The 23,159-nt window shown below is 45.1% G+C and carries 21 protein-coding genes; 11 read left to right on the forward strand and 10 right to left on the reverse strand.

Features of this window, described 5'->3' with window-relative positions; translation table 11 throughout:
• Positions 1-57 precede the first annotated feature (57 nt).
• From AOT82_RS01455 to AOT82_RS13745, 3 genes are read left to right on the forward strand one after another with little or no spacing between them, the layout of a single operon-like run.
• Positions 58-261 (forward strand): ESPR domain-containing protein, encoded by a 204-nt coding sequence (locus AOT82_RS01455; protein WP_071001493.1) that lies wholly within the window; start codon positions 58-60, stop codon positions 259-261.
• A 44-nt stretch (positions 262-305) separates the two neighbouring features.
• Positions 306-515, forward strand: a complete 210-nt coding sequence (locus AOT82_RS14295; RefSeq protein ID WP_071001494.1) for a hypothetical protein — start codon at positions 306-308, stop codon at positions 513-515.
• Positions 445-684 carry a hypothetical protein gene (locus tag AOT82_RS13745; protein WP_156770947.1) on the forward strand — a complete coding sequence of 80 codons (240 nt, stop codon included), beginning with the start codon at positions 445-447 and terminating at the stop codon, positions 682-684. The genes AOT82_RS14295 and AOT82_RS13745 overlap by 71 nt, the downstream gene beginning before the upstream one ends.
• A gap of 135 nt (positions 685-819) precedes the next feature.
• Here AOT82_RS13745 and maiA read toward each other — a convergent pair whose 3' ends face one another.
• Positions 820-1,467: a maleylacetoacetate isomerase gene (maiA, locus tag AOT82_RS01465; protein WP_197496765.1), complete on the reverse strand. Its 648-nt coding sequence runs from the start codon at positions 1,465-1,467 to the stop codon at positions 820-822.
• Between the two features lie 139 nt (positions 1,468-1,606).
• Here maiA and AOT82_RS01470 point away from each other — a divergent pair, with 139 nt between their 5' ends.
• Entirely contained in the window at positions 1,607-2,464 is an 858-nt protein-coding gene (locus AOT82_RS01470; protein ID WP_071001496.1) for an IclR family transcriptional regulator, read from the forward strand.
• Between the two features lie 118 nt (positions 2,465-2,582).
• Here AOT82_RS01470 and AOT82_RS01475 read toward each other — a convergent pair whose 3' ends face one another.
• The 5 genes from AOT82_RS01475 to AOT82_RS01495 all read right to left on the reverse strand — a co-directional run bounded on the left by AOT82_RS01475 (position 2,583) and on the right by AOT82_RS01495 (position 7,547).
• Complete coding sequence (locus tag AOT82_RS01475; protein ID WP_071001497.1) at positions 2,583-2,807, reverse strand: hypothetical protein; 225 nt, start codon at positions 2,805-2,807, stop codon at positions 2,583-2,585.
• 245 nt (positions 2,808-3,052) lie between these two features.
• Complete coding sequence (locus AOT82_RS01480) at positions 3,053-3,628, reverse strand: VOC family protein (RefSeq protein WP_071001498.1); 576 nt, start codon at positions 3,626-3,628, stop codon at positions 3,053-3,055.
• A 127-nt stretch (positions 3,629-3,755) separates the two neighbouring features.
• The gene (gene fahA / locus AOT82_RS01485; RefSeq protein ID WP_071001499.1) at positions 3,756-5,045 is read right to left on the reverse strand and encodes a fumarylacetoacetase; all 1,290 of its coding nucleotides are present in this window, start codon (positions 5,043-5,045) and stop codon (positions 3,756-3,758) included.
• Between the two features lie 200 nt (positions 5,046-5,245).
• Entirely contained in the window at positions 5,246-6,442 is a 1,197-nt protein-coding gene (locus AOT82_RS01490; protein ID WP_071001500.1) for an amino acid aminotransferase, read from the reverse strand.
• A gap of 157 nt (positions 6,443-6,599) precedes the next feature.
• Positions 6,600-7,547, reverse strand: a complete 948-nt coding sequence (locus tag AOT82_RS01495; protein ID WP_071003594.1) for a LysR family transcriptional regulator — start codon at positions 7,545-7,547, stop codon at positions 6,600-6,602.
• Between the two features lie 161 nt (positions 7,548-7,708).
• On the opposite strand from AOT82_RS01495, the gene hppD reads away from it, so the two are divergent.
• The 4 genes from hppD to AOT82_RS01515 all read left to right on the forward strand — a co-directional run bounded on the left by hppD (position 7,709) and on the right by AOT82_RS01515 (position 11,873).
• Positions 7,709-8,824 carry a 4-hydroxyphenylpyruvate dioxygenase gene (hppD, locus tag AOT82_RS01500; RefSeq protein WP_071001501.1) on the forward strand — a complete coding sequence of 372 codons (1,116 nt, stop codon included), beginning with the start codon at positions 7,709-7,711 and terminating at the stop codon, positions 8,822-8,824.
• Positions 8,825-8,965: 141 nt separating this feature from the next.
• The gene (gene phhA / locus AOT82_RS01505; protein ID WP_083328803.1) at positions 8,966-9,907 is read left to right on the forward strand and encodes a phenylalanine 4-monooxygenase; all 942 of its coding nucleotides are present in this window, start codon (positions 8,966-8,968) and stop codon (positions 9,905-9,907) included.
• Between the two features lie 115 nt (positions 9,908-10,022).
• Positions 10,023-10,364, forward strand: a complete 342-nt coding sequence (locus AOT82_RS01510) for a 4a-hydroxytetrahydrobiopterin dehydratase (protein WP_058024261.1) — start codon at positions 10,023-10,025, stop codon at positions 10,362-10,364.
• 102 nt (positions 10,365-10,466) lie between these two features.
• The gene (locus AOT82_RS01515; RefSeq protein WP_071001502.1) at positions 10,467-11,873 is read left to right on the forward strand and encodes a Na+/H+ antiporter NhaC family protein; all 1,407 of its coding nucleotides are present in this window, start codon (positions 10,467-10,469) and stop codon (positions 11,871-11,873) included.
• Positions 11,874-11,948: 75 nt separating this feature from the next.
• Here the strand turns inward: AOT82_RS01515 and AOT82_RS01520 are convergent, their stop codons facing one another.
• The 4 genes from AOT82_RS01520 to AOT82_RS01535 form a co-directional block, all read right to left on the reverse strand.
• Positions 11,949-12,695: a siderophore-interacting protein gene (locus tag AOT82_RS01520; RefSeq protein WP_071001503.1), complete on the reverse strand. Its 747-nt coding sequence runs from the start codon at positions 12,693-12,695 to the stop codon at positions 11,949-11,951.
• 184 nt (positions 12,696-12,879) lie between these two features.
• The gene (locus AOT82_RS01525) at positions 12,880-15,138 is read right to left on the reverse strand and encodes a TonB-dependent siderophore receptor (protein WP_083328804.1); all 2,259 of its coding nucleotides are present in this window, start codon (positions 15,136-15,138) and stop codon (positions 12,880-12,882) included.
• A 124-nt stretch (positions 15,139-15,262) separates the two neighbouring features.
• Positions 15,263-17,047 (reverse strand): ATP-binding cassette domain-containing protein, encoded by a 1,785-nt coding sequence (locus AOT82_RS01530; protein WP_071001504.1) that lies wholly within the window; start codon positions 17,045-17,047, stop codon positions 15,263-15,265.
• Positions 17,048-17,258: 211 nt separating this feature from the next.
• Complete coding sequence (locus AOT82_RS01535; RefSeq protein WP_083328805.1) at positions 17,259-19,580, reverse strand: TonB-dependent receptor; 2,322 nt, start codon at positions 19,578-19,580, stop codon at positions 17,259-17,261.
• Between the two features lie 653 nt (positions 19,581-20,233).
• Here AOT82_RS01535 and AOT82_RS01540 point away from each other — a divergent pair.
• Genes AOT82_RS01540 through AOT82_RS01550 form a run of 3 tightly spaced genes read left to right on the forward strand, consistent with a single transcriptional unit; the run spans position 20,234 to position 23,090 of the window.
• Positions 20,234-20,836 carry a cytochrome b/b6 domain-containing protein gene (locus tag AOT82_RS01540; RefSeq protein ID WP_083328806.1) on the forward strand — a complete coding sequence of 201 codons (603 nt, stop codon included), beginning with the start codon at positions 20,234-20,236 and terminating at the stop codon, positions 20,834-20,836.
• Between the two features lie 37 nt (positions 20,837-20,873).
• A complete protein-coding gene (locus AOT82_RS01545; RefSeq protein WP_071001505.1) occupies positions 20,874-21,545 on the forward strand; it encodes a response regulator in 672 nt (223 codons plus the stop codon).
• 60 nt (positions 21,546-21,605) lie between these two features.
• Positions 21,606-23,090, forward strand: coding sequence for an ATP-binding protein (locus tag AOT82_RS01550; RefSeq protein WP_071001506.1), 1,485 nt, complete (start codon positions 21,606-21,608; stop codon positions 23,088-23,090).
• Positions 23,091-23,159: the final 69 nt, after the last annotated feature.

A 23,159-nucleotide genomic window follows, 5' to 3' on the forward strand; every position in this document is an offset into this window, starting at 1 on the left:
CCATAGATTTTATTTCTGATTTTTTAAATCTGACAAATCTGTAAGGGAGTATACATCATGAACCGCATCTATAAAGTCATCTGGAATGAAGCATTGAATTGCTTTACCGCAGTCGGTGAATACGCAAAAGGGCGTGGCAAATCTTCCAAATCTAGTGTTAGCGCTAACGCTACTATCAATACCACATCCAATGTATCTGCTATCAAGACATTACGCTTAAGTGCCATAGCACTTGGGCTAATGAAGGCAATAACAAAATAATCAATGTCGCTAATGGGGCAATCAACTCTACGAGTAAAGATGCAGTGAATGGCTCACAGTTAGATAACTTAGCTAAGAGCGTCGCCGCTAACAAAACCAAGTACTATAGTGTTAATTCAACCGCTATTGGCAATGTCAACAACGATGGCGCAACCGGACCCAATGCTATGGCGATGGGTGGCAATGCTAGTGCTACTGGCGGGCAAGACATTGCCATTGGTAGCGGTCAAAGTGGTCAGAACACCTCGCTATAAGATTAATACCGAATCAGGCGGCGCCGCCTCCATCGCTATTGGAGCAAAGGCATTATCTAAAGGTGCATTATCTACCGCAATTGGTGTGCAGTCATCGTCATCTGGTGTTGCGCCTTCTGCCTTTGGCATCGGTGCTTCAGCAAGCGAAAAATGCCATGGCTGCTATTAATGCTTTTGTAGTATGTTTCATACGAATCCTTGTAAAGAAACTTTGAGTGATAGGGCGGTTAAGAGTCGATATCATTTACAATCAATAGTTAACATAATAATACCCTTATCAAGTCCTGTTTTAATATATTGATATTTATGCATGTTTTGGCGCATCAGGCTGCACCATAGGATCAGCATCTACAAAAGCTTTTAGTGTGCGGCAATGCGTATCAATAGCGACGATATTGGGATAAGGAGTCAGGTCTACCTTAAAGCGCCGCGCAGAAGAAACCTGCGGGATCAGATAACAATCTGCAAAAGTGGGCCTGTCACCATAGCAGAACTGTCCACGGTTTTTATCTGCTGCCAACCGTGTCTCTAACGCTGCAAACCCTTCAGTAATCCAACGATTGCACCATGCAATGACTGCCTCTTTATCTACTGACAACTCATTACGTAAGTACTGTAAAATACGGCGGTTATTAATCGGATGGATATCGCAGCCAATCATCGCACTTAGCGCACGCACGTGCATGCGACCAGCGGCATCTTGGGGCAATAAAGCGTGCTCAGGGTAGGCCTCTTCTAACCACTCCAAGATAGCGGGACTTTGGTATAATAATAAATCGTCCGCTCTTAAGACTGGCACCAGTCCTTGCGGATTAATCGCTTTAAATGCGTCCTCTAACTGCTCATCTTGTGCCAGATTGATCGCGATATCATCATAATCTAAGCCTTTTAAATTCAAGGCAATACGGGTACGGTGAGAAGTACCACTGCGAAAATAGCCGTAAAGTGTCATCATTGTTTATATCCTTATTATGAGAAATTGTGAGTGAGTGATAAGTATGTTTGCCCCGCTGAATTTTATAAAACAAGTCTCCTTACTTTATAAGACATATATCCTTTAACCTAGACAGATACACTAGAGACGAGCTATCATGCCAGCAGATAAAAATTTTTTAGATAAATCCGTCACGAGTAAAAACCAGAGTGGCATCCAGTCACTTGAGATTGGATTGTCGATACTAGATGTGCTTATCGATCGCCATGAGCCTATGATGCTAAAGGATATCGCTGAGGCCATGCAGATGCATCCCGCAAAATCCCATCGTTACTTGGTCAGCCTCATTCGCAAAAACTATGTTCGCAAGCTTGATGATGGTCGCTATGGGCTTGGCGATAGAGTAAATGCATTGGCAGCATTAGGACATACTGAGCTCAGTCAAAACAATCTCTTGGCGCGTCTCACGCAGGTGGCCAATGAGATTAAAGATACCCTAAATTGCGGTGTGCAAATTGCTAAGTGGTTTAGCGAAGGCCCAATTATTATTCAGTCCGTTGAACCAGACAGTCCGATTAGCATCATCACTCGCATCGGCTCACGTATGCCTTTGACGACATCAGCTACAGGACAATTGTTTGCCAGCTATCAATCTGACGCGGTCATTCAGCCATTGGTCACCGCTGAATGGCAGTCGAGTAATGCCGCAGCAGATATGACAGAGAGGTGGCAGAATTTTGCTCAGCTGCAAGCCAAGATACGTACTCAAGGCTATGCGACAGTGACAGGCGATATGCTCATGGGTATTAATGCCATTACGATACCTGTGATATTGCCGCATTTTGCCAATAGTACTGCTAATCTATCCGCGAGTAGTGACAAAACCGCTAGCGAGGCTCTGCCGCTAGAATATGCCATTACTATCATCGGCACCACAGAGCAACTACCAATGAGTGAGCAACAGAACGTGGTTGAGCAAATACTAGCAATCGCACAGCGCTACCAAATAGCATAGCCAAAATGTTAACTACAAACTGATTGGCTATAGTAGAACCTTAATAAAATTAATACAGCATATGCATCATAGGTGGCACCCGGCTCACTGAGAGTGGCAGACGGATAAATTTCAATCTTTAAACGGCCCTTTGAGTCTTCTTCGATTTTTTGGCCCATGGCTCCAATGCTTCGGTATTGATGTTGTCATTGGCGGTCATAAAGTGTGAAAATCTCAGTGTCGTCACATCGTCTGTATTGGTATTCGCGCTTTTGGCTTGCTCATTTTGCTCATTGTTAGAGCAGCCAGTCATCGCAACTGAGGCCGCGAAGAGTATGCCTAAAGGGAATGTTACTTTCCTCATTGAGTCCTTTCATGATGGTGAGATATGGTTCGCAAGTTATGCCATCTCTTCATTATAGTCGAACCACTATTAAAGTGTTACAGCGTTAGCCTCGTTTAGCCTACTACTGTAGTACTTGCACTCGTCTGCCTTGTACCACTTTTAATATTGATTGACTATATTTTGAACTGATCACTACTTATCTAATTTCAAAGTAATGATTGATAGATAATGTAAAAAAGGTAGCAAGTAGAAAGACGACGCAGTTACTCTCCGACAGGCGCAATGTCACGGGCTTCAGCGAACTCATCACTGTGTAAAAACTGTGTGTGGGCTGGGGCGCGTTTGGTACGAGACCATTCATCTAGCATGTCGTGCTTGATGGCGTCTGTAATCATCGAGACTTTGTCCTCTGAGGTCGGGTCGTCATAGGTCAACTCGAGACGATGCCCATTAGGATCAAAGAAATATATCGAGTGAAAGATACCGTGATTGGTCACGCCAATGACATCAATACCTGCACGTTCTAGTTGTTCTTTGGCGGCCATCAGCTCATCACGATCTTTGACTTTGAGCGCCAAGTGTTGCACCCAGTTTGGAGTATTGGGGTCAAAGCCCATTTCAGGCTGGTTGGGCACTTCAAAAAACGCCAATACATTACCATTACCAGCGTCCAAAAAGACGTGCATATAGGGGTCAAAGGCTTTGGTTGAGGGTACATGGTCTTCTGCAAATGCCAAGATAAAATCCATATTGAGGTTTTTTTTATACCATTCGACCGTTTCTTTGGCATCCTTGCAGCGATAAGCCACATGATGGATTTTTTCAATTTGAAAGCTCATATTCAACTCCTTTTGATAAGGCCTAGTGTGAATGTAAGAGGAACGATGCCCGTACTAATAGACCAAATGTCATGATGGTTCTAACGGCTCAAATCTACTGTCACTACGCCTTTTGTCTATGCAACTATTATTCGTTAAAATCGAAGCTAAGCGCGGGCAGTACTTTGCCTTGTACTTCACCGAACCCAACACGCACGCCATCTTTTTCGCTATAGCCTTTCATAATGACGGTATCGCCATCTTCGATGAAGGTGCGCGACTCACCGCCCTCAAGTGCTACGGGTTTGGTGGCATTCCAAGCGATCTCTAGCATCGAGCCATAAGAATCAGGCGTTGGCCCTGAGATTGTGCCCGAGCCCATCATGTCACCGACTTCAACTTTGCAGCCAGTGATGGTGTGATGCGTCAATTGCTGCGCCATTGACCAATACATGTATTTAAAATTGGTCTCGCAAATAACCGTAGCCGTTTTTGCATTTTCAGGCAGTAGCTCGACCGACAGATTGATATCAAAGCTGCTCTCTTTGTCTTTTTCATTGAGATAAGCCAGTGGTTCAGGCTCTTGAATTGGGCAAGCGGTGCTAAATGGTGCCAATGCATCCATCGTGACTATCCACGGAGAAACTTGCGAGGCGAACGTCTTGGCATTAAATGGGCCTAAAGGGACATATTCCCACTTTTGGATATCTCGAGCCGACCAGTCGTTGAGCAGTACCATACCAAAGATATGATCAGCGGCATCGTCTACGGCGATTGGTTGACCGATATGGTTGCCTTTACCAACGACAAACGCCGTTTCGAGCTCAAAATCTAGGCGCTGACAGGCGGAGAAAACAGGACGCTCATCAGGGTTAGGCTTTAGCTGTCCTGAGGGACGTACGATATCAGTTCCACTAGCGATGACGGTGCTGGCGCGTCCGTTATAACCGACAGGCATTTCCGTCCAGTTGGGTAGCAGGGCATTGTTTGGATCGCGGAACATCGTACCGACATTGGTCGCATGCTCTTTAGAAGAATAAAAATCGGTAAAGCCCGGTACTTGAACAGGTAGATGCATGGTAACGTCTGCTTGCTTGAACAGCGCCTTTTTTTGCAGATCGGCATTGTCACGTAAGTCGCTGTTGTCACTAGACAGTAGCGACTGAATGGTCGTGCGCGCCTGCGTCCAGTTGTCTCGACCAGAATCAATAAAAGCGTTTAGCGTCGACTGATCAAAATAAGGCCCGCCATTTAGGCTCAGTAATCCTTCTGACTCTAGCACAGACAAGTCTAGTACCTGATCGCCAATGGCAACGCCTGCACGGCGCGCACTATCTTTAGTGTCGCTAAAAATACCATACGGCAGATTGTGGATGGAGAAGTCAGAGTCCGCTTTGATGTCGATAAAAGAGGTGAGAGTACTGTCAATCGTTGACATGATTTGCTCCTTGCTAAAAGTATTATTTAATTACGTTATAGTTAATTATTTACTTATAATGTAATTTATTGATATGTTGATTGCAAGTTTTTTTGTGCCATGTCTTTTGCTTACTGATTGATAAGACAAATCCTAAGCACAAAAAAAGGCCAAGCAATCGCTCAGCCTTTTTTATTTTTTAGTCTATATGTCTGATTAATTTAGTCTTTTAAAACGTCTGCCATCGCATTGGCGACATAGTCGATGTTGCTGGTATTTAGACCTGCGACACACATACGAGAGTTGGATACCATGTAAATACCAAACTCACTTTGTAGGCGCTCGACCTGCTCAGGCGTCAATCCAGTAAAGCTAAACATACCGTTTTGACGCGTGATGTAGTCAAAGTTACGGTTGGGAATTTTGGCTTCTAGTACCGATTTTAGCTTTAGGCGCATGGCTTTGATACGATCACGCATCGCATAAACCTCGCCAACCCACTGCTCATGTAGGGCGTCATCGTTCATGACGATATCAACCACATGACCACCATGTGATGGCGGGCTTGAATAGATACGGCGTACCATCGCATTTAGCTGACCGAAGACGCGCTCAGCTTCGTCTGCGGTAGGGCATACGACCGACAGACCGCCAACGCGCTCGCCATATAGCGATAAATTTTTAGAGAATGAGTTGCTGACAAATAAAGGCAAGCCCATCTCAACGGCTTTACGAATGGCGTAAGCATCGCTGTCCATGTCCTCGCCAAATCCTTGATAAGCGATATCCATGAATGGAATCAATTCATGCGCTTTGATGACGTTGAGCACGGTATCCCATTGTGCTTGGGTCAAATCCATACCTGTTGGATTGTGGCAACAAGGATGTAGCAAGATGACATCGTGTTTGTTCAATGTTTCAAAAAACGCAATCATCTCATCAAATTTGATGCTGCTATTGGCTTTGTCGTAGTACGGGTATTTACCCACTTCAACGTCAGAGCCTTCAAAGATAGCGATATGATTGCCCCATGTTGGATCGCTCACATAGCACTTGGACTGTGGGAACCATTGGTGAATAAATTCAGCACCGACTTTCAGGGCGCCAGAACCGCCGATAGTGGCGGTGGTCGCAACCAAACCGTCTTTTAAGATTTGTGCGCCTTTGCCAAACAATAACTCCTGACAGCCTTTGCGGTGTCCAGGCAAGCCTGCCATTGGTAGATAGGGGCGCGGGGCAATAGGATCAGCAATACGCGCTTCGGCAGTTTTGACACAGTCGAGTACAGGCAGTACGCCACTTTCATCGTAATAAATACCAATGCCTAAATTAACTTTATTGGGATTATTGTCCGCTGAGTATTTTTCCATCAGCCCTAAGATTGGATCGCCAGCGTAATAATCGATACGTTCAAACATGCCATTTCCTTATAAGAATATAAACCAAGCAGCCGAAAATCATAGAGCAAATTGCTGATGAACTCAACACGCGAGTGCGTTATCTTGCGCAATTAATAAAATAAATCACCAAATATCTTGTCTCTTTATCTGGCAGATGAGTTTGTGGCGTGATGCATCACTTAATCGACAGTGTTTCAGGCTGATGTAAGTCGTGATAATGGGTGGCAAAGTAAGTCTGCAAAAACTGCTTAAAGGCGATGGTTGCAGGAGACAGCGCCCGTGAGGCACGCTGATAGATAAAGAACTGGCGCATTTTTATAGGCTGCGTCAATGGGCGCATTTGCAAGCCATTGGCGCTGACCCAATCAATGACCTCAGGCATATAGGGAAGGCATAAGGTAATGCCGAACCCTTGGCGGGTCATCTCAAGCGCGGTGGACATAAAGTTGACTTTGTAGCGCGCTTGCTGAATCTGAGCGGCGATAGCGTCATCCAGCTCGACTGTCACCTGCTCAAGAAACGGGCCTTGTAGAGTGATAAGTGGAATATCAAGCAACTCCTGCCAAGTGATTTCGTCTTTTTGCGCCAGTGCATAATCGTTTGGCATAACCACGCAAAACGGCAGCTTGTATAACAGATCAGCACCGATATCATCTTCAGTTTCTATAAAACCAAGTTCAGTACCAACCCCCAAATCGACCTCGATGTCTTGAACATGCTTGAGCAAATTTTCTGCTGAGCAATCCAATAGCGACACCCCGATATTTGGATATTCCTTAGCAAATTGCGCGATGACGGCGGGCAGGGAGGATGCTGCAAACTGCGACACCGCTAATCGCACTTGACCTTGCGCCAAGCTGGTCAAGCTACTTGCTTCATTTTCGAACAGCTGCATCTCATTCAAGATACGCCGCGCTTGTGGCAGCAGATGGCGTCCGACAGCGGATAGCGACAACTGGCGGGTAGTACGGTCAAACAACACGATGCCAAGGCCAGTCTCCAGCTCTTTGATCAGTCCGCTAACAGCAGATTGGGTCAGATACATCTGTTCGCTGGCACGAGTGAAGCTGCCGTTGTCAGCGACTTTGATAAAAGCGGTCAGTTGACGAATGCTGATATTCATAAGTAAACCTGATAAATAAATCATAAAAAACAATTAGTCTTATAAATAAAGCTAATCTAATATAAATACAACGTCAACAATAAAGATTGATTATCAATCGTTTTATCGCATTTTATTACTAATCGACTTTTTACCACCAATTGACATTAAGGATGATTGCAATGGCAGATTTATTTGACAACCCAATGGGACTAAACGGGTTTGACTTCGTCGAGTTTGCTTCTCCGCAGCCTGATGCGGTCGATGCATTGTTTAAACAGCTTGGGTTTGCACATATCGCCAATCATAGATCAAAAGATGTGGCGCTATATCGCCAAGGTGACATCAACCTAATCTTAAACCGTGAGCCAAAGAGCCCAGCCAGTTACTTCGTCGAAGAGCATGGCGCTGGTGCTTGCAGTATGGGTTTTCGGGTAAAAGATGCCAAAAAAGCCTACGAGCGTGCGGTGGAGATGGGTGCGCAGCCAGTAGAGGTGCCAACAGGCGTGATGGAGCTGAGACTGCCAGCAATTAAAGGGATCGGCGGCTCACTGATCTATTTGATTGACCGTTATAAAGACGGTGAATCTATCTATGATGTTGACTTTGAGTTTTTTGCAGACATCGATAGAAACCCTGTCGGATATGGTTTCAAAGTCATCGATCACCTCACGCACAACGTCTATCGCGGCCGCATGGCGTACTGGGCAAAATTCTATGAGCGTATCTTTAATTTCCGCGAGATTCGCTATTTTGATATCAAAGGCGAGTACACGGGGCTGACCAGTAAGGCCATGACTGCCCCTGATGGCAAAATCCGTATTCCGCTCAACGAAGAAGCCAAGCAGGGCGGTGGTCAGATCGAAGAGTACTTAATGCACTTCAATGGCGAGGGGATTCAGCACATTGCGCTCGCCAGTGATGATCTGTTTGCCAGTATCGATATGCTAAAAGCCGCCGGTATTCCGCTTATGACTGCACCAAATGCAGCCTACTACGAGATGCTGAGCGAGCGCTTACCAAACCATGGTGAAAACGTTGCTGACTTGCAAACGCGCGGTATCTTGTTAGATGGTACGACAGAGGGCGGCGCACCGCGTCTGCTACTACAGATTTTCTCTGAAACCATCTTGGGTAGCCCAGTGTTTTTTGAATTTATCCAGCGTAAAGGGGATTATGCAGACGGTTTTGGTGAAGGTAACTTTAAAGCCTTGTTTGAATCCATAGAGCGCGACCAAGTGCGTCGTGGCACGGTCGGTCAGCAAGAGACCAATCAATCAGAAACAGAAACGCCGTAGATCACACTACATTTAAAAAAAATTTAAAAAACAAACGGACAAGGCAAAAGGATTTTGGCTTGTCCTGCATGAGTGACTGATATTAGCCACTGACTAATCAGTATGAGTGCAAATATTCACTGCGATAAAAGGAACACAGGCATGGAACGCCTCTCACAGATAGATTCTCCTAATACAGCCATCGGTGCCAATAGTTCTGTAGCCAAGCAGCAAGGCGGTGATGCATCTGCTCATCATAATGCGACCGATAAAAAGCAGCCCTATATCTCACATCAGTCAGATAGCCATGGTCATATTCATTATAGTGATGATGAAAATGCAATGTGGCAGGCGTTGCTTACGCGTCAAGCTGAGCAAATCCCTAACCGCGCTTGTCCTGCCTATCTAGAAGGTTTGACGAAGCTAAACTTGCCAACGACGCATATCCCGCAGTTGCATGATATCGATGAGGTATTGCAAGCGACCACCGGTTGGCAAACCGCAGCGGTGCCTGCATTAATCAGCTTTGGCAAATTCTTCAAACTATTAGCCAATAAATCCTTTCCTGTGGCAACGTTTATTCGCCGATTTGAGGATATGGACTATATCGAAGAGCCTGATATTTTTCACGAAATCGTTGGACACTGCCCGCTATTGACTCATCCAGCCTTTGCCGCATTTAATGAGACGTATGGCAAGCTGGGTCTGAGTGCAACGAAAGAGGAAAGATGGTTTTTGGCACGGCTCTATTGGTTTACCATTGAGTTTGGCTTGGTCGGTAGTCAGCCTAAAGACCGTAGAATCTACGGCGGCGGTATATTAAGCTCGCCTTCTGAAACCATCTATGCTCTTGATCAGACATCGTATGCCCAGCCAGAAACCCAAATACAACCCAAGCCTACACAGCAGCCTGAACACCGCGCATTTGATTTGCTTGATGTGTTGCGTACGCCTTATCGTATCGATCAAATACAGCCGATTTACTATGTGATTGACGAATTAGATACGCTATTTGATATCGTTGATAGCGACATCATGGGGACGGTCAAGCAGGCGATGTCACTTGGGTTATTTGAGCCGACCTATCCAGAAAAATCCCATTAAAATTTTATAAACATCCGCTCTACTACATAAGGACATAGCAGTGGAGTGGCGTCAACAAACCTCAGTATCACAAATCAGCATCACAAAACAATAAACTCGATAAAAGGACATTATCATGACAGTATTATCACAAAGCAGTTGCGAAGCTTGCCGTATTGGCGCACCAAAAGTCGACGAGGCCGAGGCACGCGAGCTATTGACACAAATTCCTGATTGGTCATTGATTGAGGTGGAGGGTATTCAGCAGTTGCAGCGTCAGTACAAATTTAAAAACTTCGTCGCAGCGATGGATTTTGCCAATCAATTGGCAGACATTGCTGAAGCAGAAGGGCATCATCCCGGCATATTGGTAGAGTGGGGCAAAGCGACCGTCACATGGTGGTCACATAGTATCAAAGGGTTGCATCGTAATGACTTCGTCATGGCGGCTAAAACCGATGCGTTACTTGATAAGTAACGCATCAGTCATTCGGTTATTCACTAGCAAACCAGTTCTCTAACTCTTCCAAACTCAAACCCAATCTAATGCCAGCTTGAGCTGGCATTTTAAGGATGTGTCATGCCACCAAAACCGCTCACCCAGATCAGCGCCAAGCTTGCCTTTATTATCTCAGCCATCGTCATCGCCATCATGGGTATTACCATGATTGGCTTTGGTTGGGTGCCGCACCTGTCTCTTATCCTTGCCATTTGTGTATTGCTGGCTATCGGTATGTATAAAGGACTCAGCTTTAACGACATGCAAGCACAAATGGCCTCAGGCGTCATGCGCGGTATCGGCGCCATCTATCTATTCTTCTTTATTGGCCTCATGGTCGCCGCCCTCATGATGTCAGGGGCCATACCCACCTTGATGTACTTTGGTTTTCAGCTCATCTCTCCTGAGTATTACTATATCTCCGCCTTTATCCTCACCTCTATTATCGGTATCGCCCTGGGCAGTAGCTTGACCACTGCAGCTACCTTGGGTGTAGCCTTTATCGGCATGAGTAATGCCTTTGATGCCAATGTGGCGATAGCGGCTGGGGCGGTGGTATCAGGTGCGTTCTTTGGTGATAAGATGTCGCCCTTGTCGGATACCTGTACCATTGCGTCCTCTGTGGTCGGTATTGATCTGTTTGAGCACATTCGCAATATGATGTATACGACAGTACCTGCGTGGATACTGACAGTAATTTTGTTCTGGATATTCTCAGGTCAGACCGTCAGTGCTGATCTGAGTCAAGTGACCATACTACAAGGACAGCTGATTGACAGTGGCTTGGTGCATGGGTATTCGGTACAGCCCTTTGTGATATTGGTTGGATTGGCATTGTTTCGGGTCAATGCGATTTATACGATTATCTGTACGATTGCCGCGGCGCTGATCATTACTTATATGCACAGCTCACCCAGCTTTGGTCAATTAGGTGGTTATCTGTTTGCCGGCTATGCCCCTGCTGAGTCGTTAGAGCTGGGTGAGGTGGGTGGTATGCTGTCGCGCGGCGGTGTACAGAGTATGTTCTTTACCCAAGCGATTGTGATATTGGCATTAAGCTTAGGTGGTTTGCTGACGGCACTAGGGATTCTACCTGCACTACTGTCTGGTATTAAAGATACACTGACGACATCAGGACGGGCGATCTTTGCGGCGGCCATGTCGGCGCTCAGTATCAATGTGCTGATCGGGGAGCAGTATTTGAGTATTTTATTATCCGGTACGGCATTTCGGTCAACGTTTGAGCGTCTGCACTTACATCCGAAGAATTTGTCTCGGACGATTGAGGATGCAGGGACGGTGATTAATCCGCTGGTGCCATGGAGTGTGTGCGGGGTGTTTATCAGTCAGGCGTTAGGGGTGCCAGTGCTGGATTACTTGCCCTATGCGTTTTTCTGTTATTTGTCATTGCTATTAACATTGCTGTTTGGCTTTACGGGGCTGACGATTAGCCGAGTGGATAAAGAAGCAAAAGTCGTCGAAGCATAATAGGTGATGATTTATAAAAAAACGCGGCTTATATAAGCCGCGTCTTTTGCATTTAAATATTCATTAAATAAGCTTTTATAGATCTGCCGTTAGGGCATCCCGACTTTTCACCACTTTATGCTGATCCTCTGTGCTATCGACTTTCCAATAACTAGACACATATAGATGCGTCTTTGGTACGTCGCGCTCAACTTTGAAGTATTGGCGCAATACTCGCATACTATGAAACTCGCAAGCCGCCCAAACCGCGGGCTGTCCCTCAAGCCAAGTCAGTGATTTGACGCAGTCAAGTAACGGGCTGCTGTCTGCATTTGGATGAGGGTTGACCACCCATTGAATCTCGACGTTATCTGGTTTTTTGAGTGTTTGCTGGTCTGCTGTAGTCGTCACTTCAAGCACGGCATAGCCGCGAGAATCGGCAGGCAATTGTGCCAAATTGACCGTGATCGCTGGCAATGCTGTCATATCACCGACCAATAAAAACCAATCGGCGTCATTGTTGATGAGTTTTTTTGGGCCAGGGCCGCCCACCAATATTTGATCGCCAGCTTTAGTGTTGCGTGCCCATATCGACGCAGGGCCTTCAGCCTCATGTAATGCAAAATCAACGTCTATCTCATCATCACGCTGAGCGATGATGGTATAGGTACGCATCAATGGCTTGATGTCGTCGCCTTGAGGAAATATCAGTTTGATATAAGCGCTTTCTTGATCTGTCGGGAAGTCTATTAAACCTGCACCGCCAAGAGTAATGCGGCACATATTTGGGGTGAGGTATTTGCTACCGATCACATCGAGTAATCTAGGGGTAGGTTTTGCCATTTGCTATGTCCTTCTTTTTTAGCATGTAACGATAGTGCGCAAAGCATGGTTTGTTATCATCTGATAGCTTGTAAGGCTAGCATATTACTTTGATGATCGACTGTCTTAAAAATGTATGGGTAAAAATGATTGTAGAAAGTGGATGATTTTATTAGGGCGTGTTGCTAAGTTCAAAAAATCAGGTTTAAAAACTGGCTTTTAGGCTGACCGACATTTCACGCTCAGGCCCCATCCAGCAATTGTTAATATCATAACAAGCACCGACATAGGTTTTGTCAAAAAGGTTGTTGATACTCGCACCCACAGTCAGCATGGGATTGATCCGATAACTACCGCCGACATCGACTAACGTCACACTTGGTAGCTCATCTGAATTTTGTTTGTCTAACTGCATCCCACCTTCATAGCGAACACCTGCATTCAAAGTTAGCTTGTCTGTAGCGTAATAGTCTGCCCACAGCGTCGCTTTATGCTTAGCAATTTGCGCCGGCATATTACCTACAGTCTCAGGATTAACTTCTTCTTCCGTGATCTCAGCATCGGTATAGCTGTAGCTTGCTGCGAGATCTACCCAATCATTGAGCATACGACTGGCTGAAACTTCAAAGCCTTTTGACTCAATTTCACCAGTTTGTGTTTGATTTGTATAGTTGACGTAATCTGACACCAAGACATTTTTTTGCGCAATATCAAATACCGCAAACGTTCCTTTAGTCGCACGGTCCGGAGACAGATATTTGATACCAGCTTCTAATTGATCGGCCGTGGTTGGTTCAAATGGTTCATTGGTAATAAAGTTGCTACCAACCACAGGCTGAAACGACTGTGAGTAGCTCAAAAACGGTGATAGACCATTATCAAAGTTATAAATAGCAGCAAGACGTCCACTGGTTTCTGACGCGTCATTGTTGATCATTTTTTCACTAGGGGTTTTACCTTTCGATGTATCGGTTCGATCAAGGGTACTTTTGAATTTATCATGTCGTAAGCCTGCCACCACTGTCCAGTCTTGCCACGTCATTTCATCTTGCACATAGAGTCCAAGCTGGCTTTGTTCGATATCATCGTATCGACTAAAGGTATCTAAGGGTAGAATATCGGTGCTGATTTGTGAAAAATCTGGATTCGATAAGTCAAGGTTTGGTGTACCATCTGCGAAAGCGTCATAATAAGTTGCCGTGCTGTCTGTCTCTTGATACTCAACACCAAACAATAGATTATGTGAGGTATTGGCCGTATCAAACTTATAGGCCAGTTGGTTGTCTGTGGTCCAGTTTTTCATGCGCTCATCAGTGGTATACGCCACGCGGTTTAAGATCTTATCGCTACCCTCTACAAATCCTTCATCATTATACATATTGCGCTGCTGAGCTTCGGCATCGGTATAGCGCGTGATATGTTTAAACGTTAACTTATCATTGATATCCCAGTTTATCGTAATGCCTGGCATCAGTACTTCTTTACTAAAATGATTCCATTGATCTCCTGCATAAGCATCACTACCCAATTTGCCGTAGCTTGCCTTGTAGACAGTGCCGACAGCAGGTAATGGGGTAGAGGGCACCATTTCTGGATCGTCTTGATAAAACAGATTGGCAAGTATTGAGACATCATCAGTTGCTTGCCATTCAAGCGATGGATTAATCAACAATCGCTCTTCTTCAGTGGTTTGCATTTGACCGTCTTTTTGGCGTTTTAGCGCGACTAAGCGATAGTTAAGCGTATCGCTGACTGGTCCTGTCGTATCGACCGCCACTTCTTTTAGGTTTTGATTACCAAGTCGCAGCTGTACTTCATTTTCTTGCGTGCTTTTAGGGGTCTTGGCGATTTGGTTCACCATACCGCCAGGTGCTGCATAACCATATAATGAAGATGCCGAACCTTTCACCACCTCGACCGCTTCAGTCGCATAGATATCTACTTGTGGCATGAGGTTCCAAGCGCCATCGTAGGGCAGTCTGAGTCCATCATAAAAGTTTGAGTAGGTTTTAAATCCGCGAATGTTGTACTCATCAAAGATAGAGACTGTACCGCGGCTCTCAGAGCTCACGCCTGGCTCATAACGCAAAGCAGCGTTGACGCTATCCGCTTGGCGCTTTTGTAACAGCTCCTGATCGATGCGGGTATAGCTCATGGGCGCATCTTCAGGGTCTAAGGCGGTCTTGGTACCGGTGCTGCGATAGCCATCTGAATAAACGGTAATTGTATCCAAGGTAGCTGATGGTGCTGCCGTCGTATCATTACCCACTTTATTAGTATTAAGAGAATTTTCTACGCTTGTCTCAATCACGTTATTTTCAATATTGTCGACCGTATTGTTTCCGATACTAGTTGGGCTGTTCTCAGCATAGACTGAATGACTTAGACTCATTGCCAAGCCCAGTTGGACGGCTAAAGTTAAACGTTTTTGACGAATGGATTTGGACGTTGAGACAAAGCGCATTATATTTCCTTGTGAGTTGTGATTAGATGTCGAAAACAAAAGAAAATAAATAATAACATTAATGATAATAATTATCATTAATGTTTGAAAATAAATCTTCTCTCAAATGATGTGAAATTCGTTCTTACGCCAACATGGCAATGGCATCTTTACTCGCCCGCTGTCGCTCTTCAGCATTTAACTCAATGAGGCGGCCTTCTTTCATGAGTAACAGTCGATCTGCATGCTCAAAGTAACCATCATCGTGACTGATAATAAACAGCGTTTTACCGAGTGCTTTTAACTCAGGGATTAGGGTTTGATAGAACACGCGGCGAAACGCAGGGTCTTGGTCAGCGGCCCATTCATCAAGTAGCAAGATGTCTTTTTGTTCAGCGACAGCAATAAGCATGGCCAAGCGTTTGCGTTGTCCCTGCGAGAGCTTATCGGTAGACAGCTGGTTGTCAGCCACACTTATTTTATCTTGTAAGTCCAATTTATGCAGCCACGCATTGACCAGTGCTTTGTCTGGCTGCCGTCCTTGTCTGCCAATCAATTGCTTAAAAATATGCTGATCGCTAAAAATGGCAGAATACAGCTGTCTATAATCGGCATTATTCTGTGAATTAACGGGCTGTTTGTCGATGGTTACCGCACCTGTGGTAGGGGTGAAAATGCCTGTAATAATCTTGGCAAGTGTCGATTTGCCGCTACCATTCGCCCCGATCAGAAACACCACATCGCCTCGTCGTAGCGTTAGATTGACGTCTTTTAAAATATTACCAGAGTGATCGCTGTCTTTAGCTATTAATGCCTGAGCACCAGTATCATTGCTATTACTGACACTGCTATTACTGGCATTATCACTGGCATTATCACTGGCATTCGAAACACTGTTATTGGAAACATTGTAGCGATAGTTAACATCAGTTAGCGAGATGGTTTGCCAGTGTTGGCTGGTGTTGTCCGTTCTAAATAAAGGTTGGTACTCAGCCAGTTCTAGCGATTGTATTTTGTCTAGGGCAACTTGAGCCGTCTGTAGTGTTGGATATGCACCGACGGCGTGAAGCAGCGGCGACTGCATAAATAGAATCGTTAAAGAAAAAGTGGTGGCGATGCCCATCGAGATGCCGAGATAATTTGATATGGCAAATATCACCCCAATCGATGCAAACATCATAATATTTGACCAGTTCACCGCTGATAAATGAAAAGTATCAGACTTGGTGACAGTCTTTTCATAGGATTTAGCATGGGCCAAAAAATCATCTGTATACAGTTTTTGTGCTCGGTGTTGGTTAAGTGCCAGCTCTTTACGACCTTCTATAATCGATTGATAATCCTGATATAAGGCGTCATTAATCTCTCTCAACTTTGTCAAATGTGTATAGACATGCTTGACCAATAGGGTGCTTATCCAAATCGTCATCGCAATCCAAAACATGACAATCAGCAGTAATGGTAGCGACAGCCAGCCCAGATATAACCCCACACCAACAGAGAGGATAACGCCTTGCACCAACTCCGGCATCCGAACAAAGGCGACGGTAATAGACTGAATATCTGAGGATAGACTGGCAAGTAACCGCGCACTACCCAAATGATCTATCTGAGGAACGGTGGTATCGATGATTTGTTTGACCAGCTTGGTTCTGAGCTCATAGACAAACTTGTGCCCCAAACGGGTGAGTGCATATTGCGATACAAAGGTAGTCACCAGCAACAGCAGTACGAGCAGAGCAAACTGCCCTAAGCTCGACCACGATAAGGTATTGAACACAGGCTGACTGATAAAGGTTTGGTTGATATAAGCAATGATACCCACACTGACGGCAGCATTGATTAAGTTGAGTAAAATGACTTTTAGAAAGGGCAGACGATACTGTGCCCAAATCATATGATGTAGAGAAACGCTGGCACGAGAGGACATAGTGACTCAGTAATAGTATGGATGTTTGATGGCATAAAAGGGAATAGGTCACACCTAATCCCTTTTACTGAAGTTCGTTAGATAAGTACGTTTTATAGTCAATTCTCTATAAAAGAATTACAGCGTTAACCTCGCTTCAAGTATTACATATACATCTGCACTGGGCTGCCTTGTACTACTTTTAAATTGAATCAACTATAGCTGATATATGTTAAAAATTGAATGTGGCTGACACTTTTAAGGCCGTTGGCTCACCTGCATTTAGATAGCCTGAATCTGCATAACCGCCTACTGACTGCCAATAATCTTCACCCGTGACATTGGTTACCACACCTTTTAGAGTAACGTCTTGTCCTGCTAGCATAGTGCGATAGCGTGCACCAAGGTCTAAGGTCGTATAACCATCAACCTTTAAGGTATTGGCATTATCCGAATAACGAGAGCCTGTGTGGATAATATCGCCCGTTAATGTCAGTCCTTCAACTGCGGCTAAATCATATTCTATGTTAACATTGCTCTGCAAGGTAGGCACACCAATCACTCGATTGCCATCTAATGCACTATCACCGGTGTCTTTTTGTTTGGCACTTAAATAACTGACGCCCGCATTGAGGCGCATGTTTTCACTTGGGCTACCAAAGACAGTCAACTCCACACCTTGATGGCGGTTTTCTCCAGCCGCAGTAAACGTATTTGAGTTGTTGATATAAGCACGTGGTTCATCAGTTCGGAAGACAGCGAGACTACTGCCAATCATGCCATTGTCGTATTTCACACCCAGTTCAGTTTGCTCACTCACGTACGGATCTAGATTTTGACCACCATTAGTGACAGCGTCATTATCGTTAGTTAGAGGCGCTCTTTTACCTGGTGCTAGACTTTCAATATAGTTACCGTAAATCGACCAGTCCATATTCGGTTGATAGACAATACCGATACTTGGGGTCCACTCACTCTTATCGTAATGAGCCGTTTCTGCCTGCGTGTTGGCATCATAGCTGGTGGTTTTTAAGTTCTGATGACGCACGCCTAAAGTAGTTTTTAGCTTATCGTCGAACAGTGATATGGTGTCTGCTAGCGCAAAGCTTTGGAACTGCTTTTCATTGGTTAATTTTGGATCGTCTAAGTTGCCGCCAAACGTAGTTGTACTTGTAAAAGGGACTTCCGTGTAGTCGGTAGGGCGATAAAAATTGGTTGCGAGTTGGTTACCAAAATCAAAAGCATAAGCGCCTTTTTCTTCTTGATCATAGAGGTTTGCGGCCAACACTAAGCTATGAGCCACTTCACCGGTTTGTAATTTACCACGTAGACCAAGCTCGGCGCTTTGTACTTTATCTTCTCGAGTATTGTCAAAGCGATAAACTGTACCCGCACCATCAACGTTGTTGACAGTTAACGTGGCTAGTGAGTTTTCTTCCTCGCCACTTCGCACACCGTAAGCACCATAAGCGGTGATATTGTCATTAAAGTCATATTCTCCTCGAATCGTACCAAAGACATCTTTTTCATCTGAGTACGTCCAAGGCTGCGCCCAATTTTTTGAGCCATCTGGCGCATTTGGTACACTAGACACCCCACCAAGATTGACACTAGGACGAGTCTCTGACAGCTTATTGTCTTGCCAGCCTAAATCTGCTGATAGGCGATACTTATCCCCTCTATAGTCCAAACCAAGTGCAGCCAGACCCAAGGTCGACGACTCATCATCGATAGCACTGTCACCATCTTGATAAGCAGCATTAAAACGAACACCAATAGCATCATCGCTACCAAAGCGATCACTGACATCTACCGCGACCTTACCTTGGTCACCTTGACCATAACCAAGCGTCACTTCACGTAGCGGGTCATTGCCAGCACGTTTTGGTAATAGGTTAATCGTACCACCTGCGTTACCGCCACTAGGTGCGGCACCATTTAGCATGGCAGAAGCGCCGCGTTGGACTTCAACACGCTCAAATAATTCGGTGGCGATATACTGTCGGGGCAAAATACCGTATAAGCCATTAAACATCGTATCATCTGATGTGGTGATAAAACCGCGCATAAAGTAGGCTTCTTGAAAGTTACCAAAACCCCTTGCCACGCGAACAGTAGGATCCTTTTTGAGTAGATCGCCTACACTTTGGGCTTGCTGATTGGTGATATATCCATTGGTGTATGAGGTGGTAGAGAACGGCGTATCCATGATGTCTTGGTTACCCAAGATTCCGACGCGGCTACCGGTCGCAACTTGGCCACCTTCATAAGCATCTGGCAATCCATCCGCTGAAGCATCAGCGCTACTAGTGACGACGATAGTATCAAGTACCACATTAGGAGTGGTTTGAGCATCTACATCATCTGCCTGTGCCCATGCCGATTGACTCGTTATTAATACGATGACAGAAGTAGATAGACAGGTTGAGCATAGTGTCTTTAAAGAGAGGGATTTCGTCGATACCAACCTCGAAGGTATAGATGCTAATCGTAGAGAAGAACCAGATACATTCGAAAGATTAAATAACGCAGCAGATAAGCGAGACAGTTGCATGAATATTTCCAGCACGTAATTTAAATCGTTATTATATTGATAATAATTTTCATTATCAATATTATTGCGGAACTAATGCTAAATATATTTTCAGGTTAAAATTCTAATTGTATTATTTATATTGCCAATAGTGGTCTTGTCTGCTCAATTTCTTGTTTTGAAATGTAGGGCGTGTTGAACCTTCGACCATGGCACTGACAGCGACTATTTTTTAGGCGATTCGATGCTAAAAATAATAAGTTTAGTCACTCTAAGCGCTTATTTTTAACGATGAAGCGGCAAAAAAGAGTCCTGTCCCCTGCTTTTATCGTTGGGGCTGATGCTAAAATTGCCCCATACTGCGTTAAAAATCTCGCTAAGGCATCTGCATTATCGTCGCTTTGTGCCTTGTCTGGAACCATTTTAGCGATCAGCAGTGCCTATTTGCGAATGTTCAACACGCCCTACTTTTAATTATCTATAAATGTCAGGTAGATTATTCACTACTTTAAAGTTCGAATTCTTAGTTTCCTAAGCTCCTCTTAAGGTTTGTTTGTTGTAATAGCGGTAGAGCAGACGATGTGATGGCGAGTCTACTAGCGGTATCTCGCCTAGATTCGATGTTTAGCAATCACGTCGTCAAAAACAAACGAACCATTAAAGGAGTGACGGTCATGACCCAACATAGCACAAGCAATCCGGCGCACGAGCCTGATATGTCTTTATCAAATACTCCTAAAACTCGACAAGTACGAGTTTGGGATATGTTGGTCAGAGTGACTCACTGGGCCGTCGCGGCTGGTATCACTGCCAATTTGCTGTTTACCGAAGAAGGTAGTGAGCTGCATCAATATGTCGGTTATATCGGGGTGGGGCTAGTGGTTGTCCGTCTACTTTGGGGATTTGTGGGGACACGTTATGCACGTTTCAGTGACTTTTTCCCCACGCCATCTCGTATCAAACGCCATTTATCTGATTTGAGTATTCGCCACACAGACGAGCAGCATTTGGGTCATAATCCATTGGCTGCCATCATGATGTTTGCGTTATGGGCGGTGATTATTGGCTTGGGTATTAGTGGCTATCTGATGGAAGCCAATATTTTTGCCAGTAAAGATGTCCTTGAAGAAGTTCATGAGATACTGGCCAATAGTTTATACTTACTGGTGCCGCTGCATATTATCTCTGCGATTGCCATGAGCTATTGGGAGCGGCAAAACCTGATCAAGTCGATGATAACGGGTAATAAAACGGTGACGCCGCGTCGCCCACAATAAAAAAAGACAATAGAGTACATAACGTAATAGGACAGTCATGGCACGCATACTATTAATAGAAGACGATAGCAATATCGCTGAAGGTTTGGTCGTTGGGCTCAAAAGCCATGGTATGATGGTCGATTGGTTTAGTGATGCCAAGCAAGGTGAGATGGCACTGCAAGAGGGTATGTTTGACGCGGTGCTACTTGATTTGACTTTGCCAAGAGGGGATGGCATGACGGTGCTACAAAATTGGCGCTACAAACAGCTAGATACGCCGGTATTGATCATTACGGCTCGTGACGCGATTGCCAACCGCGTGGCTGGACTCAATGCGGGCGCCGATGATTATCTGGTCAAGCCATTTGCACTAGACGAAGTGGTTGCCCGCCTGCAAGCCTTGATACGGCGCAGTCAAGGACGTAGCCAGCCTGAGATTCGTTATGGTGACGTCGCTTATTGGCCGCACAATCACCGAGTCTCTTATCAAGGCCAAGTCGTTGAGCTCACCATCAAAGAAGTGGCGATACTCGAGCAAATGCTGACCCATCCCAAACAGATTCACAGCCGCGCAAGCTTAGAGGACAAGCTCTACGGCTGGCAACAGGATATTGAGAGCAATGCCATTGAAGTACATATCCATCATTTACGCAAAAAGCTGGGCAATGACTTTATTTTAACCAAACGTGGCATCGGCTACTATCTCAATCCAGCCCATAATCATTAATATGTTTATATTCAATTTGGCTTTCAATATACAAACCATATATGAGCAACCTATGAGCTTATGAAAAGTATCCAGCAGCGACTGTTCATCTCCTTACTCATTGGTCTGCCTTTGCTGTGGCTTATCACATCGAGCTTTATTGCTTGGCGGTTGTGGCACGAAATCAATGAGATGAATGACACACAAATCACCCAAGTGGTTCGTTACTTGATGGGCATATCCGCCAATGACGATGAGCAAAGTGACCGCGACAATAATAACGAGACAGAGCACAATGGAAAACCCGTCGCCAAAATATATAATTTAAAAAGTAAGGCGCTGTCAGGTGATCTGGGTGATGCAGAAGACGATTACATGGGTTTTGCTATTTGGGATAAAGAGGGGAATCTCTTAGCGGCTGACGAGAACGGACAGTCGTTTTCTTTTTTGCCCAATCAGCGCGGTTTTGTAGAAGAGGACAACGCTATTTATCAGCGTCTAAACCCTTTTAGTAAACGCTGGCGGTTGTTTTATGCGCATGATGACTATCGTAGCGATGATATGGGTGAGGAGCGTGTGATTGCCATTGGTCAAAGCCTTGCCTCTCGCCGAGAAATGATTGTTGAAGCGATGTCTGTGCAAGTACTGCCGATGTTAATTGGGCTGCTTTCCTTAATGATCTTGACTATCGGATTGATACGACACGGACTGATGCCATTAAGTCAGATTAGTTCTGAGGTAGAACAGCGCAAGCCGCAAGACGATCGTCCGATTACAGCGGACGTCCCACAAGAGATTCAGCCTTTAGTGACCGCGTTAAACGTGTTGTTTGTGAAAGTGGCAGACACTCTAGCACGGGAGCAGCGCTTTACCGCTGATGCCTCTCATGAGCTGCGTAGCCCACTGGCTGCGCTCAAACTACAAGCCGATCTTTTGCAGCAGCAGCTATTACAGCTGTCTGGTATAGAAAACGACAGTCAACTGTTTTATCACACGCAAAAAATCAGCGATGGTATTGAGCGCGCCACCCATTTGGTCGATCAGTTATTGGTGTTAGCCAAAATAGAGCCGCAACAGCAGTTGCCTTTTGAGCAATTAGAACGTCCAGACTGGCTGATGCTCACCGATACTGTGCTGAGCGACGTCAACCGCTTAGCGCGTGAAAAACACATCCAATTAAAACGTACCGTACACTGTGACAATTCTGCCGATATTTTACCCATTCTTATTAATCCAGTGTTGTTTAAACTATTAATCCGTAACCTATTAGACAATGCCATTCGTTATTGCCCAGAGGGCTGCCAGATTGAACTGCAGTTGGATACTGATAGTATCAAAGTGGTGGATAATGGCTTGGGCGTCGACCCAGAGCAGCTAGCGCGGCTAAGCGAGCGCTTCTATCGTCCAGCCGGTCAAACCCAAATAGGTAGTGGGCTGGGGCTATCAATTGCCAATCGAATTGCCGATCTGCACAATCTTACCTTAGCATTTGCCAACCGCCCTCAACCAGAAACAGGCTTTATCGTAACGGTCAGCAGTAAGAACGCACTCTCAAAACCGTTATAAGACATAAAGCATACTGTATTAGTCTGTATCAGTTACACTAGGGCATACCCATTCGCGTTTCTACCTTTT

Source organism: Psychrobacter sp. AntiMn-1 (assembly GCF_001854065.1).
Classification (GTDB): Bacteria; Pseudomonadota; Gammaproteobacteria; order Pseudomonadales; family Moraxellaceae; genus Psychrobacter; species Psychrobacter pacificensis.